Below are 17359 nucleotides of genomic sequence, written 5' to 3'. Positions count from 1 at the left end.
TAAAGATTCAAGATCCTAAAGCCCTGCTCGCAGCCTTAAGAACAGTAATGACCGCCGTTCAAAACTGACGGCGGTCATTACTTCTTCATTGAGTATCAAAGGGAGGCTGGCGGGAACTATCAGCAGATTTTGCTGCCAGGGTACTATGTTTCCGGCTGTAAGCGAAGTACACGCACATGCCGATAATGTACCAGGCTCCGAAAAACATCCGGGTTTCTACCGGTAAATTGGCAATCAGATAACCGCATAGCAGTATAGCCAGCGGCACAACCACATTAACGGCCGGGCAACGAAATGGCCGGGGCATATCCGGTTGGGTTCTGCGCAGCACCCATACACCTGCCGAGACTAACATAAAAGCAAACAGTGTTCCCATGTTGCAGAGTTCGGCAATAATATTGATAGGCAGTAAACCGCTCAGTATAGCCACAACGGTGCCGGCAATCATTGTAATCACATGAGGCGTATTATATTTGGGGTGAATTTTCACCAGGTTTTGCGGAATCATGCCATCGCGGGCCATCGCCAAAAATACCCGGGTCTGGCCATACATAAATACTAAAAGCACTGTGGTAATGCCGCAAATAGCGCCCAGGGCCACAAGGGCACTGCCGAAGTTCATGCCAATGGCACGCAGGGCATAAGCTACCGGTTCACTGGTGTTCAGGCTTGAATAAGGCACAATGCCGGTCAGGACAGCCGCAACGGCAATATAGAGCACAGTACAGATAATCAGCGAACCGACAATGCCAATGGGAATATCCCTGTTGGGATTTTTGCATTCCTCAGCAGCAGTGGACACAGTATCAAAGCCGATATAGGCAAAAAACACGATGGCGGCACCTGTAGCCACACCGCCCCAGCCGAAGGGCAGAAATGGCTGCCAGTTTAGCGGATCGACATGGGGAGTGGCGATGAACAGGAAGAAAGCTATACACCCTAATTTAATAAATACCAGAATTTTATTAAGCGCAGCGCTCTCCCGGGTTCCCAGTATCAATAGATAAGTAAGAAAAGTTGTAATGATAACCGCAGGAACATTCAGAATACCGCCGTCTGCCGGGACGGCGGTCCAGGCTGCGGGCAAATCAATTCCCGCCGATCTAAGCAGCCCGACCATATACCCGGACCAGCCGGCCGCTACCGCCGCCGATCCAATCGTGTATTCACAGACTAAAGCCCAGCCCACCGCAAAAGCGACTATTTCACCCATGGAAACATAAGCAAACGTATAGGCACTCCCAGTGACCGGCACCATAGCTGACAGCTCTGAATAGGCCAGAGCGGCGAAAGCGCAGGCCAGACCAGATAAAACAAAGGAAAGCATGATTCCCGGTCCTGCATATTTTGCGGCGGCTACTCCTGTGAGAACAAAAATGCCGGTGCCAATAATACAGCCGATTCCCAGCAAAACCAGATCCGTCGCCCCCAGCGACTTTCTTAAACCACTTTTTTCGGTGCCCCGGATCAGTTCTGCAATATTTTTTTTACGAAACAGACTCATTTTTTCCCTCCTCTTCCCTGAGAATATTCAATGAATCGCCGTTTATCCGCCTGCGTAGCGCCCGCGGCAACAATCCCCTCCCCACCATTTAGCGACAGCCCAATTGGGTATGCTTGACAATCATTCGGTGCGGGAGGGGAAATACACATTACGGTAAAAAGGTTTTCTTCACTTTGCCAATTAAAGCAATCCGTTTTTCTGCCAATACTTCGGCGGCCTTATAGGTTGGAATCCCGTCCTGTCTGGAGATAGCGATAATTTGTTCGATCGTATTGTAAATACCGTCTACTTTTCTCAGGGCCCGTTCACGGCTGTAGCCGCCTTGCAATTCGTCGGCTACATTGATTACGCCCCCGGCATTGATTATAAAATCGGGAGCATATAAGATTCCCCGGTCATGCAGAATATCTCCGTGTCTGGTTTCCTTGAGCTGATTGTTGGCGGCACCGGCAATAATGCGGCACTTTAACAGCGGGAGGGTTTCATCATTGACGACAGCCCCTAAGGCGCAAGGCGCAAATATATCACACAAAACTCCATAGATTTCATGCGGCGCAACTGCTTTGCCACCAAAATCAGCAACCACACGGTTAATATTTTCCCCGCTGATATCTGTTACAACAAGATTGGCCCCTTCTTCATGAAGATGCTGGCAAAGGGTATAGCCAACATGTCCCAGTCCTTGTACGGCCACAGTTTTTCCCCGGAGCGAATCAGTACTCCAAACGGCGGCCGCGCAGGCTTTCATACCTTTCCAGGTTCCATATGCAGTAACAGGTGAGGGATCAGCCACACCAAGCCCAACGACATGTTCAGTTTCCATGCGGATATAATCCATATCTTCGACGGCGGTACCGACATCTTCCGAGGTAATATACCGCCCGTTCAGGCTCTGGACAAAGCGGCCAAAGGCCCTGAACAACGCTTCACTCTTATCCGTCTTGGAATTACCGATAATAACAGCTTTTCCTCCCCCGATGTTAAGACCGGCGGCTGCATTCTTATAGGTCATTCCCCTGGCCAGACGCACCACATCAGTTATAGCCTCTTCCTCGCACTCATATTGCCACATGCGTGTACCGCCCAGCGCCGGTCCAAGTGTAGTATCATGGAGACAAATAATGGCTTTTAAGCCCGAGGCCGGGTCATGGCAAAAAACCAACTGCTCATACCCATGTTGTTCCATTCTTGTGAAGATTCCCATCACAAACCCCTCCTTGTAAATAGTAGTAATCAATCTGATAATTTTTAACCGCAAGAAATGTGCCATACTAAGCCTGCCCGTAAAATCCCAGTCTTGGCCAGTAAAACAAAAAAAATCACTGCAAGACCTTGCAGCAATTGCAAGGTCTTGCAGTGATTTTTTTTGCACTCTCAGATCCTACCTGTCATTATTCCGGACTGCCGCGGCTTAGCCCGTATTTCTCCAGTTTGTAGTACAGGGTACGCAAAGAAATGTTAAGGCAACAGGCGGCTTCAGCCCGGTTGCCCCCGCATCTGGCAACTGCAGCGGTAATGGCCCGCCGTTCCGCTTCTTCCATTATCTCTGCCAGAGTCTGAACGGAACCGTCAGCGCACTCCCGCTCAACACCGGGTTCTTTTCCGGAAGCGAGTGGGGGTAAATGGACCGGCAGAATTATGTATTCATTAAAATGCATATTAATAAGGGCGCGGCCCAGAACATTTTCCAATTCCCGCACATTACCCGGCCAATTGTATCCGTCCAGCAAGTTCGCTGCAGTTTCCGCAATCCCCTGTACGCTGCGTCCATATTCCCGGTTGAGCTTGGTCAACAAATGCCGGCACAACACCGGCAGATCCCCGCACCGCTGGCGCAGCGGCGGTATCGTTATTGGGAAAACACTGATCCGGTAGAAAAGATCTTTGCGGAAGTTCCCTTTTCTCACTTCATCTTCCAGGTTTTTGTTAGTGGCAGCAATAATTCTTAAGTCAAGCTCAAATGTCCGGACGCCGCCAACCCGGGTTATTTCCCTTTCCTGCAGAACTCGCAGTAATTTGACCTGAATCGAAGAAGGAATTTCGCCTATTTCATCCAGAAACAGAGTGCCGCCGTCAGCCTCTTCCAAAAGGCCCTTTTTTCCGCTCTTAAGTGCGCCGCTGAATGCCCCGGCCTCATAGCCAAACAGCTCGCTCTCCAGCAAGGTTTCCGGTATTGCCGCACAATTTACCCGGATAAACCGGCGGTATTTTCGCTGGCTGCCATTATGAATGGCATGGGCAAATAATTCTTTTCCCGTGCCGCTCTCTCCCGCCAGGAGTACAGTTGCAGGCGTAAGCGCCGCCCGGCAGGCATTTTCCACCGCCGCCTTCATAACCGGTCCCGAAGCCACAATATCATGAAAAGTATAACGGGCCTGTTCCTGACTCATCAGCGCTTGCATGCTGTTAGGCTCTGCGGAAAGAAATTTAAACTCGGAAACATCATGGGCCATGGCCACACTGCCGCGCAGCCGGCCATCGATAATCAACGGCGCCGCATTGATGATAACCTCGCGATTGGCCGGTCCAACCTTTAACGGTACACCCCGCACCGCTTCCATAGACTGCATGACACGCAGATGAACACTCTCGCCCTGGCGGATGTCGACGGTAGGAGGCTTACCTACTACTTCATCCTTACGCATGCCGATCACCCGTGTATAGGCAGGGTTGACCATGATGATCTTGCCTTGGTCATCCACCACGGAAATGACATCCTGTGAAGTATTGATGATAGCTTCCAGCAAATTTTTCATTTCTTTAATACAAGTCATTTCCTCGGCTAGCTGGCGAATTTCCGTCATATCGCGAAATACGGCCACCGCCCCCACGATACGGTTGTTTTCATCCCGGACCGGCACACGGTTGGTAAGGATGCAGATGCCGCCGGTCTCCTGCTTTTGGTTAAGCTCAGGCAAGCCGGTCTCCAGCACGCAATGAAGGCGCGAGCCGGGAATAATGTCCCGGGCATATTCACCATAGGCTTTCCACGCCTTAATTCCCAGCAGTCGTTCAGCTGCTGTATTAAAAAGTATAATGATGCCCTTTCTATTGACAGCTACGATGGCATCATGGGTTGAATTTAAAATATCCTGCATTTCCCGGCTGCTTATACTCCAGTCAATACTTGGGATTAATTTGTGTACTTTCACCACACACAACCTCCCGGTTATTTTGCAGATTGAACGCCACTAATACTACCATATTTCTCCAAACAACATTTAATTCCTCTCGTGGTGATGGACATTAACTGCCAATATTGACCAAAAATTTTTAAATTAAAAACTCCAAAAAGGAAAATAATATAATAAACGGAATTTAAATTACATATTCATCGCTTCAGAAAGCATTTTCTTTAGCTTTGGCATTCGTTTATACAGTTTAGGAGTGGTATATTAGTATGAATGTACTGGAAACAAATAGATTAATGATCAGAGAACACTCATATAATGACATAGCCAAGCTCCACCAAATTTTTTCCAACCCCCTGACAATGAGTTTCTGGCCTGCACCATTCACATTACAGCAGACCGAAACTTGGGTAAAGAGTAATATTATACGGTACCATGAGCTAGGGTTTGGGAGGTGGTCTGTCCTGTTGAAAGAAACTGGTGAAATTATTGGCGACTGTGGCATAGTAATCTCAGAAATAGACGGTAAGCAAGAAAATGACTTAGGCTATATAATCCATTATCCATACTGGCATAACGGATTCGCTGTTGAAGCGGCAGACGCTTGCAGAAACTATGCCTTCACCGAACTTAAATTTAACAGGCTATGTGCAAATATGCCGTATAACCACGCCGGTTCGAGGAAAACAGCCGAAAAGATCGGTATGACAAAGGAAAAAGAATTTTATAACAGAAGAAACAGGGATATTCGGACCTTTTTATATTCTATTGCAACCAGCCAATAGTTTTAGAACAATAAAAATCCTGCTCCCATACATATGGATGCAGGATTTGTGCTTCTTGTAGCGGCTGGACAGAAACAGGCTTCTATTTTAGCGGTTCAAATAGCAGGGCGATGGTTGTGCCTTGCGAAGAGGAATCCACCTCAATACTGGCGCCATGTCTTTCGGCAATGCGATAGCAAACTGGCAAGCCTAAGCCTGTACCATAGTCTTTGGTGGTTAGGAACGGAGTACCCAGTTTTTGTATTACCTCGTCCGGTATCCCTATCCCTTTATCGTGAATTGATATTATAACCTTACCATTTTTTTCATACGTACGAATGCGAACTTCCCCGCTGTCCTGCATAGCCTCAAAGCCATTGCGCACCAGATTCAGGATCATCTGCCGGATTTCTTTTTCATCAAACAGATTATCCTGAATCTCACTTAATTCGACAAGCAGCTGATGCCCTCGGCAGGAGGCATCAGCTTGCAAAAGCGGCTGCAAAGCTTCAATAACATTGTTAATATTGCCGATCTTCATTTCGACAGCCTTGTTTTTTGCTAATGATAAGAACTCGGTAATGATACTGTTTGCCCGGTCCAATTCACCAATCATTACACTAAAATGCTCACGGTATTTGGTAAAATCATCTTTTAACTGTAATAACTGCAAGTAGCCCCGAACGGTTGTCATGGGATTACGTATTTCATGCCCAATGCTGGCGGCCATTTCCCCGACAATATTGAGGCGGTCCATGGTAACCGACATCTGGTTTAAACTACTATTCAGAACATCTGTTGTCTGTTGTAGTTTTCGTTCATGATAGGCTGTCGCGGACAAGCAGTTGGCAACATTATAGAGAACATTGGCAGCGGCCTCAATACGTTCTTTCGTTAATATAGTAACTTCGTTGACAGCTGCAATATATTCGTCTTCATTAACGCCAATTTCATTGGCAATTTTTCTATATTTCTCTTCAATAGGTTTCCCTGTCAGCACCTGTCCGCCCAAGATTGTACCAATAAGCCTGCCTTCCAGCACAATTGGAGCAGCAAAGTCAATAAGACCGGCATGACATTCATATACTACCGGTTTTCCAGTTCGGGCCGCCTTCTCACCCCCTTTTCGGTGCGATGCGGCGCAGCGTTTGTCGCCGCACGCGGTGGAGTGAGTATAGTTCATGCAAAATTTGGTATATTTACTGGGAGAAGTAATCGGCTTACCATCAACATCGACAGTTATGCTGGCTAAGCCAACGCTTTCTGCAAAATCGTCCTGAAAACGCTGCAGAAAATTGAGATCAATTACATCGATCAGCCTGATCATGTTGACGTCATCAGGCTGCCTTTTGTCTTGACTGTAGCCTTGCGTCATAGCTCCCTCTCATTATTCGTAATAATTCACCAAATCTATGCCCATAAAAAGTAAACATATATTGCAATATATCACTATTCTACCAAATATTTGAAATTCCTTTATTTTATTTTTTCACCAATATTGCGTGACATTTGTCCTATAACATAGCAGGAAGGCAGCCTCAGGCGCCATTATGAGATTGCCTTCCTGCTTATAAAATATATCCCGCCTCATCCCCGGCTGACTACGCTTACTTAAGCTCCATTGACAGAATAGGGTAGTTTTTGCCTGTAGAGTCCACCGCCGAGCGGCTTACCACTCTAAAGCCCATATGTTTGTAAAAATCAACGGCTTGCGGATTTTGTTCATTAACGTCAACCTTATTAACATTTAACCGGTTTATAGCATACGTTAGCAGCTCTTTTCCGATTCCTTCGCCACGACGGCAGTTATCAACAAATAGCATTTCCAGCTTATCGCCCGCTACGCCCATGAATCCATTGATGATCTGATGCTCATCCCGGTTGCAAAATAGCTCTACCACATGAAAGTACTCATTTAGAATTAAGGGTTTATATTGCCGGATATCTTCTTCGGTTACAAAGCTATGTGTTGCCCGGACCGCATTTTCCCAGATGGTTATAAGTCGTTCAAAGTCATTCTCCGATGGTTTTGTAATCATACCTGCTTCCTCCTCAATTCTCTGGAAAAAACACGGGGACAGGGACTCTGTTTCAGGTGAAAAGTTACGGTTAGTGCTTTAACACAGAAAGCTCCCACAGATACAATGATGCAACAGAACCGTACGGTGAATATCTTTTTCTATACCTTACGAATTTTTCTTGCGGGAGATCTTTGAGCCCATATAAATTCATCATACCTCTGCGGATGGCTAAATCCCCGTAACTTACCACATCAGGACGGCGCAGCGAAAAAATCAGCAGCATCTCAGCAGTCCATATACCAACGCCATTAAGCGCGGACAACTTTTTTATTATCTCCTCATCAGTCTGAGTATGCAGTGTCGCGAAGTTCACCGCACCGGCTATTGCGGCCTCGGCAATTCCCTTTATATATCCAGCTTTTCTTACACTCATACCGCAGCCTTGGATTTCAGACAGGCTTGCCTGGGCAATGCCTGCCGGTGAGATAATACCAACAAGACCCGCTAACCTGTTCCATACGGTTTCTGCCGCCTTATTGGAAATTTGCTGACTTACAACGCTTGAAACAAGTGCAGTAAATGGTTCAGGAGTAATCTCGCGTTCTATCATACCGATCCTGTCTATGGCTGCACCAAGTTTCTTATCCTTGCGTTTTAGGTATTCCAGCTCTTTTTGGCCATATTCAAAAATCCGCATTTGTTCCCAAACTCCATTTTAGTTTTATTTTAATTTAAAATGCAAAATGCATTAACTAATTATAACAGACTAGGCGAAATAAAAATACGTGAACCTCGCCGCCAGCGAAGTTCACGTTATTTTTATGCCATAGGATTACTATTAGAGATAATCGAAAAAATTGTTTAATTCGTTTCGGATTTTACACTAACAACCCGATATATAAATAAAGCGATCAATGCGATAAATACGCCCAGACCGAGCCAATCAGCCGTAGGCCCGAAATCCTTGCCGGCGATTGCCAGCGGCGAATCGCTGCCGCCGCTTGTTACCGAGAATACAATGATGATAGCCATGAGAACGCCCATCAGACTTTCACCAACAATAAGCCCGGACGCAAACAATACCCCGTGTCGATTGCAAACTTCCACATCTTCTTCAACATTTTGCGGACTCCGCTGCTCCGCCCGCTTCCGTAAATACCGGTACACCAGGTAGCTCATGACCGCCCCGATGATAAGCGGCATCTCCAGAGTAGGCGGCAAATAAATGCCCATTCCGACCGCGAGCGGCGGCAGGCAGTATCTGGCCGAGTTCTTTTTCAAGAGTAAATCTACGATTATGATGACCACACCGACGCCTACACCAAAGAGAATATAATTCCAGTCTAAATTATGACTGAAGATCCCTTTGGCAATCGTAGTCATCAAAGTTGCCTGCGGTGCAGACAGAACTTGACTTTCGTCCATACCGGCGCGCGGCATGGCGCCGACAAAACCGTACGCTTCATACAACAGATTCAATACCGGCGCAATGGCAAAAGCGCCGATGATGCAGCCTAAAAACAAAGCTACCTGCTGCTTCCAAGGCGTAGCGCCGACTAAATAACCGGTTTTTAAATCCTGCAGGTTATCGTTTGAGATAGCAGCGATGCTGACAATAACACTTGTCGTGAAAATAGCTAAAGCAATGGCAAATTTAGTACCTATCTCTGTATCAAAAAGACTGACTGCAGAACCGATTCCCAAAACCACCAGCGAGGAGATAATAATTCCCAGTATGCCAATACCGGAAATAGGACTGGCTGATGTACCGATTAAGCCGGCCATATAGCCACATGCAGCCGCCACAAAGAAGCCCATACAAACCGAGACGGCAACACCGGCAATAACAAAAATCCAGGTAGCGCCTGCCGAAAGATTTGCATCGGCAATAAAGGAATAGAATGTCCCCAGTAAGCCGATAACAATAACACCCAAAATTATGGCTGTCGTTTTCGGCGATAAGTCTGTGTCCATGCGGTGCAAGCTTTTTCCGGTGTCCGCGCTGCTCATAGCTTGCAGCGAGATACGCATGCCGTCGATAATGGGTTTTAATAACGTAATCAACGTCCAAATGGCCGCAATGCCAATCGTTCCCGCACCGATAAGGCGCACCTTTTGCGCCCATACAGCCTGGGCAAATGCGCTGGCGCTCTGTCCTGCCGCCGGTGTCATTACAGAAGTGAGGTAGGGTACAAATACACCCCAGGCCAGAATGGTCCCCGTTAGCATGGCCATGCCACTGGCAATGCCAATCAGATAGCCTGCCCCCAGCAAAGCCGAAGAAAAGCCAAGCGGCAGCTGTGAGGTAATTTTACCGAAAGTAAACCAATAGTGCACTGCCGAGGAAAGAAGGTGAAAACCATCCGCACATAAAGCAATAATAGCTGCGACAATGCCTCCGGACATAATATCCTTTATGCCGTTGTCTTTGGCTCCGGCTGCGTCGCCGCTGCCAACTTTCAGAATTTCGGCCGCTGCCAAACCTTCCGGATATGGCAAATCACTATTGACAATCATAGCCCGGCGCAGTGGAATAGTGAACAGCACGCCGAGACTGCCGCCGCAAGCACAAATCATTAAAGTCTGCCAGAAAGCAAATCCCTGCCAATACCCAATCATCAGTAGGCCGGGAATGATAAATATAACTGCCGAAAGAGTGCCTGCTGCCGATGCCTGAGTCTGAACCATATTATTTTCTAAAACATTAGAATCGCTGTATATCTTCAAAATTGCCATAGAAATAACCGCCGCGGGAATAGACGAAGAGAACGTCAAGCCTACTTTTAAGCCCAAATAAACATTGGAGGCCGTAAAAATGGCTGTTATTAGCATTCCCAGTAGCATTCCGCGAAACGTAAGTTCAGGTACGTTCAACTCATGACTCATAAAATCTACTTGTTTCATAAGTATGCTCCTCATTTTATTTTTTTGCCAACCCTAACCCTTTGCATTTTTTACAAAACTGCCATATACCGCCTCCCCTCTCTTACTGCAGAGCTCGTTTGATTATGGTAGTAGCCCTTGATAAATACCAGAAGATTATTTTAATAAATTTCTATTAGTAAAAGCAAACTCCTGCATAATTTTAGGAAAACATACGCAATAGAGAGACAAAAAAATCATTGTGTTCACTTTTGTCTTCATTCAGAGGACAACACCTTTACAGATGCAAAAAGCCGTTTCGGGATAGAAATAGCTTTTTGCTTTATTCTAAGAAACGCAGAGCTAATATTTATGTTCTACGCTTTTATTAGAATATATATTAGTACATTTAATTATGATAATCATTCTTTTGTTCGGCTAAAAATTTCTTACCTGATAAAAAAACGCCCCAGTCCTGCTGCTGCTAACAGTGGACTGGGGCGCAAACACCCGGATATATCTTTGTTGTCTATTTAATACCTACGTTAAACCGGCCAACAGCCGTTTGCATTTCTTGAGCCAAACGGGATAATTCTTCTGAGGAAGAAGCTATTTCCTCCATTGATGCAGACATTTCCTCCGCCGCGGCCGAGACAGTCTGGGCTTCCGAAGCATTCTCGCGACTTATGTGCTCAATTTGTTTTACAGCATTCAGCACCTTATTGCTTTCTTTCCGGGCACGGTCCATGAGATCATTGATTTGAGCCGCTTCGTTCTGCGTTCTCTTGGCTGCGCCAACAATTGATTCAAACACCTGACCTGCTTGTTCGACCACAGCAGTTCCTACCCTGACAGCTTCCGTTTCGGCTGCCATATCCTGAACAGCCAGTTGCATCTTATCTTGATTTTCCGTTATTAAAGAGGTGATTTCCTGGGCTGCCTGCTGAGATTGCTCGGCAAGCTTGCGAACTTCTTCGGCCACAACCGCGAATCCTCTCCCGGCTTCACCCGCACGCGCAGCTTCAATGGCGGCGTTCAGCGCCAAGAGGTTGGTTTGGCCGGCAATACTTGAAATAACGTTGACAATATCGCCAATCCGCCCGGAACTGGCTGCTAACAGGTTCACAGAGTTCTCAACCTGGCTGGCGCCTTTCTTGATCGAATTCATCTGCTCAATTGCATCTTGTATTGATCGCTTTCCTTCTTCGGCTGACTGCTCAGTAGCCCTGGAGGTCTCAGAAACTTTCTCAGAGCCTAAAGCAGCAGAACTAACTTCTTTGTCAAGATCGGCAACTGTGCTGGTTGTAACAATTACAGAAGAAGCTTGCTTCTCGGTTCCGCCTGCCATTTGAGTAATTGACTCGGCCACCTGGCCTGACGCGCGGGCTGATTGTTCGGCACTAGCCGTTAATTGTTCCGCCGATGCCGCTATCCGGCCGGCTTTCTCTTGAAAACTTATTGCCAATGAGCGGATCGAGTCGTTCATAGCAATAATTGCGTCTGCTAAATCGTCTAACTCATCGCGAGTAGATATTGTTTTGGTAATGGGTCTCACATCTCCGGCCGCAATTCTCTGAGCATCCTTTACACAGGCTAGTATTGGCCTGGAAAATGATCTTGCCCAGTAATAGGCGGCGACAGCTGCAAGCAAAGTTAACAGCAGCGAAACTGCCAATAGACCAAGCCCGGCATTATTTGCCTTCTTAGCTATTTCCTGCTGATCTATAGCCAAAGTAGTAATCCAAAACCGGTTACCCGGTATTTCTGTTGGCACCATTACTACAAACCGCTCTGATCCTTGAAAATTATAGCTGCCAGTTACTATGCTGCGGGTATCGGCAGCCTGCTTCCACAGAACTTTAAGACTATCGTTCTCTGGCAATTCATTTAAATTAAGCTTACCAATCAGCTCATTATTCGTACCGTGGGCAAGAATAAATCCTTCGTCATTAACTATGTAGCTGAATCCCGATTCACCAAACTTTATTGCCTGCGTTTGCGTCTGAATCTTCTCTAAGGGCACATTACCCCATATGGCGCCTTTAAAGCCACTGTCTAAACCAAGCCAGGGAACCAGGATTTGAATCGAGGGTTTCCCTGTCGATCTGGATATAATGAGTTCGGATGCGAGCGGCGTATGCTCTTGTAACATCCTTTGGAAAAATTTTCGGTCCTTTATATCCGCAACCCCGCCATCAGGGGCCAGTCTCTTGGCATCAGGGGCGCTAATCAATACTGTATCAAGGACGTTTTTATTCTTATTTACAAACCGTTTAATTGCAGGCAATGCATCTGCAGGTGTGGACGCATCGGCCACATCCCGGGAATCAGCAAGTCCTTGAATTAAAAGTTGTACTTCACTAATCGCGCTTAATGTTTGTTCAGAATTCCGTTTCGCCTGTTCGGTCATCACTTGCACCGCCAGGTCTTCCGCCTGGGATTTCATAAGCCACCATCCCCAGCTGGCAACAAACGCAAGGGATGCAAAAGATATAACCGCTATTGCTAATGCAAGCTTTCCACGAATACCCAGACGCTGATTAACTGAAATATTCAATACTAGTACTACCTCTCTTTCTAAAAATATTAGTGGAATATTGTGGATATAAATACTCCTATTAAGAAACTTTGCCTTATAAAATATTTCCTCAAATAGCATCATTTCCCTTTTTTCGCAATAAATCGTAAATTATTGCAGAAATATGACTTATAATATAGAAATATGTCAAATATACAGACGTTACGGGAATGATTAATAAATAACGAAGCCGTGCTGAAACGTTGGGTTTCAGCACGGCCTCTCTACATTGTGAGTTGCTCTAGCCAGGGAGCGTAACGCTTACACTCATGATTCGTTTGTTTATGCAGCCGATCCGACAGGCGTCAACGGAGTACCCTGAGTCTGGTCAGGAGTAGCTTTATACCAGGCGGCATACATGGTAGGCAGCACCAGCAGTGTCAATACGGTGGCCCCGAACAGGCCGGCGGCAATAGCCACTGCCATGGGCCCCCAAAAGATACTGGAGACCAGCGGGATCATCCCCAGAATGGCTGCCGCCGCCGTTAAGAGGATGGGACGAAACCGGATCAGAGTGGCATTAATGATGGCATCCCACAAGGTTTCACCGGCCGCCTGCTGCTGATCAATCTGATCCATAAGGATAACCGAGTTGCGCATAATAATTCCGGCTAAGGCCAGAATTCCCAACTGGACGACAAAACCCATCGGCTTGCCGGTAAGCAAGAGGCCAATCGTAACTCCAATGATACCCAACGGCGCCGTTAAGAGCGTTAAAACCATTTTGGGTATATTCTGCAGTTGAATCATTAGCAGAATCATAATGGCGATAATCATCGCCGGCACAGGCTCGGAAATAAACTTAGAAGCCTTGATGCTGGACTCCTTGGAGCCATCGTATTCAATGCTGTAGCCAAGCGGCAGCGAAGACCTGAGTTCGTCGAGACTGTTATAGATCTGCTCCGTTATATCATCGCCGGTAAGCCCGGGATGGATTTCGGCCTGCACGATGATCATGGGCTTCAGATTGTACCGGTAGATAAGCCCTTCCTCGGCGGCGAAACTAATTTTGGCAATTTGATCCAGCGGCACATATTTGCCGTTGCCGATATGAATGTTGAAGTCTTTCAGGCGGGAAGGATCGTTGCGGTCTTCGGCGTCAAAGCGAAACACCATACTGATGGTTTTGTCACTCTCCCGGAATTCGGAAATGGGTGAACCTGAAAGCTGGGCCTGCAGGGAAGTAGCCAGTGACTGCGAGGCAACTCCTAGTTTTCGGGCTTTGTCCTGGTCAATTTCCAGGTGGACAATTTTGCTTTGCTCATACCAATTTAGGTTGGTACTTTTTATACTGGGGTTAGCCGCCATGACAGTTTCAACCTGCTTGGCAATTTCACGGACCTTATCATGATCGGGGCCTTTCACCCGCAGCATCACCGGGTAGTCGGCGCTGGGGCCGTTGGCAATGACCTTGGTATGAGCCCGGACCTCGGGGAAATCGTCGCTTAAGAGCTTGTCAAACTTACGCTGCAGTTGGTCACGGGCCGCAGCGTCTTTGGCGACAATTACAAACTCGGCAAAGTTGGTTTTATTAAAAGTCGGCTCAAAACTCAGGACAAATCGGGGAGCGCCTTCGCCCACGTGGTACGTATAGTAGGTGATCAACGGATCATCTGCCAGTTTTTGGGCAAACTGGCGGGCAATTTCATCGCTTTTGGCAACACTGGCGCCTTCCTGCAGTTGTAACTGGACAATCAGCTCCGGCCGGGTGGACGCCGGGAAGAATTCCTGTCTTACCAGTCCCATTGCGCCGACCGACGCCAGAAAGCAGCCTACAGTAGCCGCTAGCACCAGTTTCCGGTGCTGCAGGCACCAAACTAACATTTTTCTAAACAACACATAAAACTTGGAGTCATGCAGATTGGTTTCTGCTTCGTCATGTTTTTTCGGCTTGGCTTTGATAAATAAGTAGCCCAGGAGGGGTGTGGCCGTACCGGCCACAATCCAGGAGGTTAAAAGGGAAATAGCTACCACCGAGAAGATGGTGGCGCAATACTCGGACGCGCTGCCGGGAGCAAACCCGACCGGAATGAAGCCGGCGCAGGTTACCAGTTCGCCGGTTAAACGCGGGTAGGCGGTAGACGTGTAGGCGAAGCAGGCGGCGTCAGACCGGCTCCACCCTTCTTCCAGCTTGACTACCATGGTTTCAATGGTGATAATGGCATCGTCAACCAAGAGCCCCAGGGCGATAATGAGCGCGCCCAGCGAAATTCTTTGCAGATCAATTCCCATGAGGCTCATGAAGGTAAAGACAACAGCAATAACCAAAGGAATGCAGAGCGCCACGATAATGCCGGAACGCAGGCCCAGACTGGCAAAACTGACAATAAGCACAATGACGATGGCTTCCGACAGTGACTTGACGAACTCATCAATCGAAGTTTTTACCACTTTCGGCTGATTGACAGTCTGATGAACTTCCAGTCCTGCCGGCAGTTCTTTTTTAATCTGCTCTATGGTTTTCTCCAGGTTTTCCCCCAGGGTCAAAATATTGCCGCCTGGCTCCATCGCCAGGGAAATACCGATCGCCGGTTCGCCGTTATAGTAAAATTTCGGATCACTGGGCTCGGCGTAAGCACGGGTAACCTTGGCGATATCTCCCAGACGGAAGGTGCGGCCGCTGGCCTGAATCGGCGTATTTTTAATGTTGTCAAGGTTCTCAAACATCCCCGTTACCCGCAGGTACACATTATCGGCGACCGTTTCCAGCATCCCGGCTGCCGCCAGTGTATTTTGCGTCTGCAGCGTAGAGGTGATGAGGCTTGGGTCGATTCCTAACTGCGCCAGCTTACGGTTTTCTATTTCTATGTAAATTTTCTCGGTTTGCACGCCTAAGAGCTGTACTTTCTTTACACTGGGGGTATCCAGGAGAATACGGCGAATCTTCTCGGCTTTTTCCCGCATTTCTTCATAGGAATAGCCATCCCCGGTCAGGGCGTAGACAACGCCGTAAACTTCGTCAAACCGGTCATTGAATTGGGGAGCCATGACGCCTGAAGGCAAGGAAGAAGCCATGTCATTAACCATATTCCGGGCCTCCAGCCAGCGGCTGCGGACATCTTTTTTCAAAACGGTGTCTTTTAGATTGACGTAGATGACACTGTACCCCGGTGTGGAATAGCTTTTCAGATAATCGAGGCCAGGCAGGTCCTGGAGTTTTTTCTCTACCTTATCGGTAACCTGCTCTTCCATTTGCCGGGCTGTAGCTCCCGGCCAGGCCACCGTCACCACCATTTGCTTGATGGTAAAATCGGGATCTTCCATCCGGCCTAATTTATTATAAGAAACGATGCCGGCCAGGAAAAACAGGACAATAAAAAAATAAATAAACTGCTTGTGTTCAAGCGCCCATTTGGTTAAATTAAAACCTGTCATAAAGAATCACCGCCGGTTTTTACCTTTTGTCCTTCTTTCAGTTTATGAACACCGGCAACTACAATCCGTTCACCGGTCTTAAGCCCGCCTGCCACTTGAATGGCGCCATTGCCAAAGCTGCCTGTTTGAATGGGACGGAGTGTAACTAAATCGTCCCTCACTACCCATACTTTCGGTGTGTCACCGTCCTGATAAACGGCAGCCAGCGGTATGCTCATAACCGGCTGGGCGCCCGTGTCCGCCAATGTGACGGCTGCCGTCATTCCCAGTTTTATTTCCGGCGGGGGATTGAGTAAACTGATGCGGACTTTGAAGGTCCGGGTGGTTTGATCGGCCATAGGGGCAATTTCCCGGACCTTGCCATCTACCGCTACGTTGGGTAACGCCCAGAAAGATACTTTTATCTGGCCGGCTTTACGCAATTCTTCAATACGATTTTCCGGGACACTGATTTCCACTTCCCGCTCGCCGTCCTGCACTACAGTAACAACTACCTGACCCGCATTCACCACTTGTCCCCTTTCCGCCGTTATACCGGCAACGACACCCGGTTTATCGGCTCTGAGCAGACTGTAGTCCAGTTGATTGGAGCCCTGGGCATATTGGGCGGAAGCTTGCCGGACGCCGGCAAGGGCCACTTCATACGAACTGGCATACTGATCATATTGCGCCCGGCTGATAGCACCGGTCTCCAATAGCTGACGGTAGCGGTTCAAATTGCTTTGGGCCAGCTTAAGCTGGGATTCGGCTGAATACACTTGGGCCGAGCTGCTGTTAACCGTCTGTTCAATATCCTTGGCGTCAATTTGCATTAAGACATCGCCGGCGTTAACGGTGCTGCCAAGCTCGACATTTCTCTTAATGATTTTGCCGCCAACCTGAAAAGCTAACTGACTCTCAAACCGGCCGCGAACTTCGCCGGAATAGGTGTATCCCTGAGCCGTCCCGGCGGCGCCGACGACAGCTGTCCGCACCATGACAACGTCCTGGACAGCCGCTTTCGGTTCGGTTTGCTTGGCCCAAACCAGACTGCCGCCGGCCACGCATAAACCAAGGCCTGCGGCGATTAGCCCGTAATATAATTTCTTGTTGGGCTTTGTAGTAAGAAAATTAAGCTGTTTCAT

Annotated in this window: 11 protein-coding genes; 1 reads left to right on the top strand and 10 read right to left on the bottom strand. The window is 47.8% G+C overall.

Translation table 11 applies throughout. The annotated features are described in order from the left end of the window. Positions 1 to 85 precede the first annotated feature (85 nt). From SATMO3_RS08860 to SATMO3_RS08850, 3 genes are all read right to left on the bottom strand, one after another. Positions 86 to 1504: an amino acid permease gene (locus tag SATMO3_RS08860; RefSeq protein WP_371380161.1), complete on the bottom strand. Its 1419-nt coding sequence runs from the start codon at positions 1502 to 1504 to the stop codon at positions 86 to 88. A 148-nt stretch (positions 1505 to 1652) separates the two neighbouring features. Further along, positions 1653 to 2708 (bottom strand): Glu/Leu/Phe/Val dehydrogenase, encoded by a 1056-nt coding sequence (locus tag SATMO3_RS08855; RefSeq protein ID WP_371380159.1) that lies wholly within the window; start codon positions 2706 to 2708, stop codon positions 1653 to 1655. Positions 2709 to 2895: 187 nt separating this feature from the next. Then, positions 2896 to 4656 (bottom strand): sigma 54-interacting transcriptional regulator, encoded by a 1761-nt coding sequence (locus SATMO3_RS08850; protein ID WP_371380158.1) that lies wholly within the window; start codon positions 4654 to 4656, stop codon positions 2896 to 2898. 248 nt (positions 4657 to 4904) lie between these two features. On the opposite strand from SATMO3_RS08850, the gene SATMO3_RS08845 reads away from it, so the two are divergent. Then, the gene (locus SATMO3_RS08845) at positions 4905 to 5420 is read left to right on the top strand and encodes a GNAT family N-acetyltransferase (RefSeq protein WP_371380156.1); all 516 of its coding nucleotides are present in this window, start codon (positions 4905 to 4907) and stop codon (positions 5418 to 5420) included. A gap of 82 nt (positions 5421 to 5502) precedes the next feature. Here SATMO3_RS08845 and SATMO3_RS08840 read toward each other — a convergent pair whose 3' ends face one another. From SATMO3_RS08840 to SATMO3_RS08810, 7 genes are all read right to left on the bottom strand, one after another. Beyond that, on the bottom strand, positions 5503 to 6774 hold the full coding sequence (locus SATMO3_RS08840; RefSeq protein ID WP_371380155.1) for a PocR ligand-binding domain-containing protein: 1272 nt from the start codon (positions 6772 to 6774) through the stop codon (positions 5503 to 5505). A gap of 232 nt (positions 6775 to 7006) precedes the next feature. Further along, on the bottom strand, positions 7007 to 7438 hold the full coding sequence (locus tag SATMO3_RS08835) for a GNAT family N-acetyltransferase (protein ID WP_371380153.1): 432 nt from the start codon (positions 7436 to 7438) through the stop codon (positions 7007 to 7009). Positions 7439 to 7508: 70 nt separating this feature from the next. Then, positions 7509 to 8117: a DNA-3-methyladenine glycosylase gene (locus tag SATMO3_RS08830; RefSeq protein WP_371380151.1), complete on the bottom strand. Its 609-nt coding sequence runs from the start codon at positions 8115 to 8117 to the stop codon at positions 7509 to 7511. A gap of 164 nt (positions 8118 to 8281) precedes the next feature. Next, entirely contained in the window at positions 8282 to 10324 is a 2043-nt protein-coding gene (locus SATMO3_RS08825; protein WP_371380149.1) for an OPT family oligopeptide transporter, read from the bottom strand. A gap of 487 nt (positions 10325 to 10811) precedes the next feature. Then, positions 10812 to 12839, bottom strand: a complete 2028-nt coding sequence (locus SATMO3_RS08820) for a methyl-accepting chemotaxis protein (RefSeq protein WP_371380147.1) — start codon at positions 12837 to 12839, stop codon at positions 10812 to 10814. Between the two features lie 303 nt (positions 12840 to 13142). Continuing rightward, positions 13143 to 16235, bottom strand: coding sequence for an efflux RND transporter permease subunit (locus tag SATMO3_RS08815; protein WP_371380145.1), 3093 nt, complete (start codon positions 16233 to 16235; stop codon positions 13143 to 13145). After that, positions 16232 to 17359, bottom strand: a complete 1128-nt coding sequence (locus tag SATMO3_RS08810; protein WP_371380144.1) for an efflux RND transporter periplasmic adaptor subunit — start codon at positions 17357 to 17359, stop codon at positions 16232 to 16234. Before SATMO3_RS08810 ends, SATMO3_RS08815 begins: the two co-directional genes overlap by 4 nt.

It is taken from the genome of Sporomusa aerivorans (assembly GCF_041428895.1).
Lineage (GTDB): Bacteria > Bacillota > Negativicutes > Sporomusales > Sporomusaceae > Sporomusa > Sporomusa aerivorans.
Note: the sequence above shows the minus strand (reverse complement) of the source record. Positions and strands in the feature narration are given on the sequence as shown.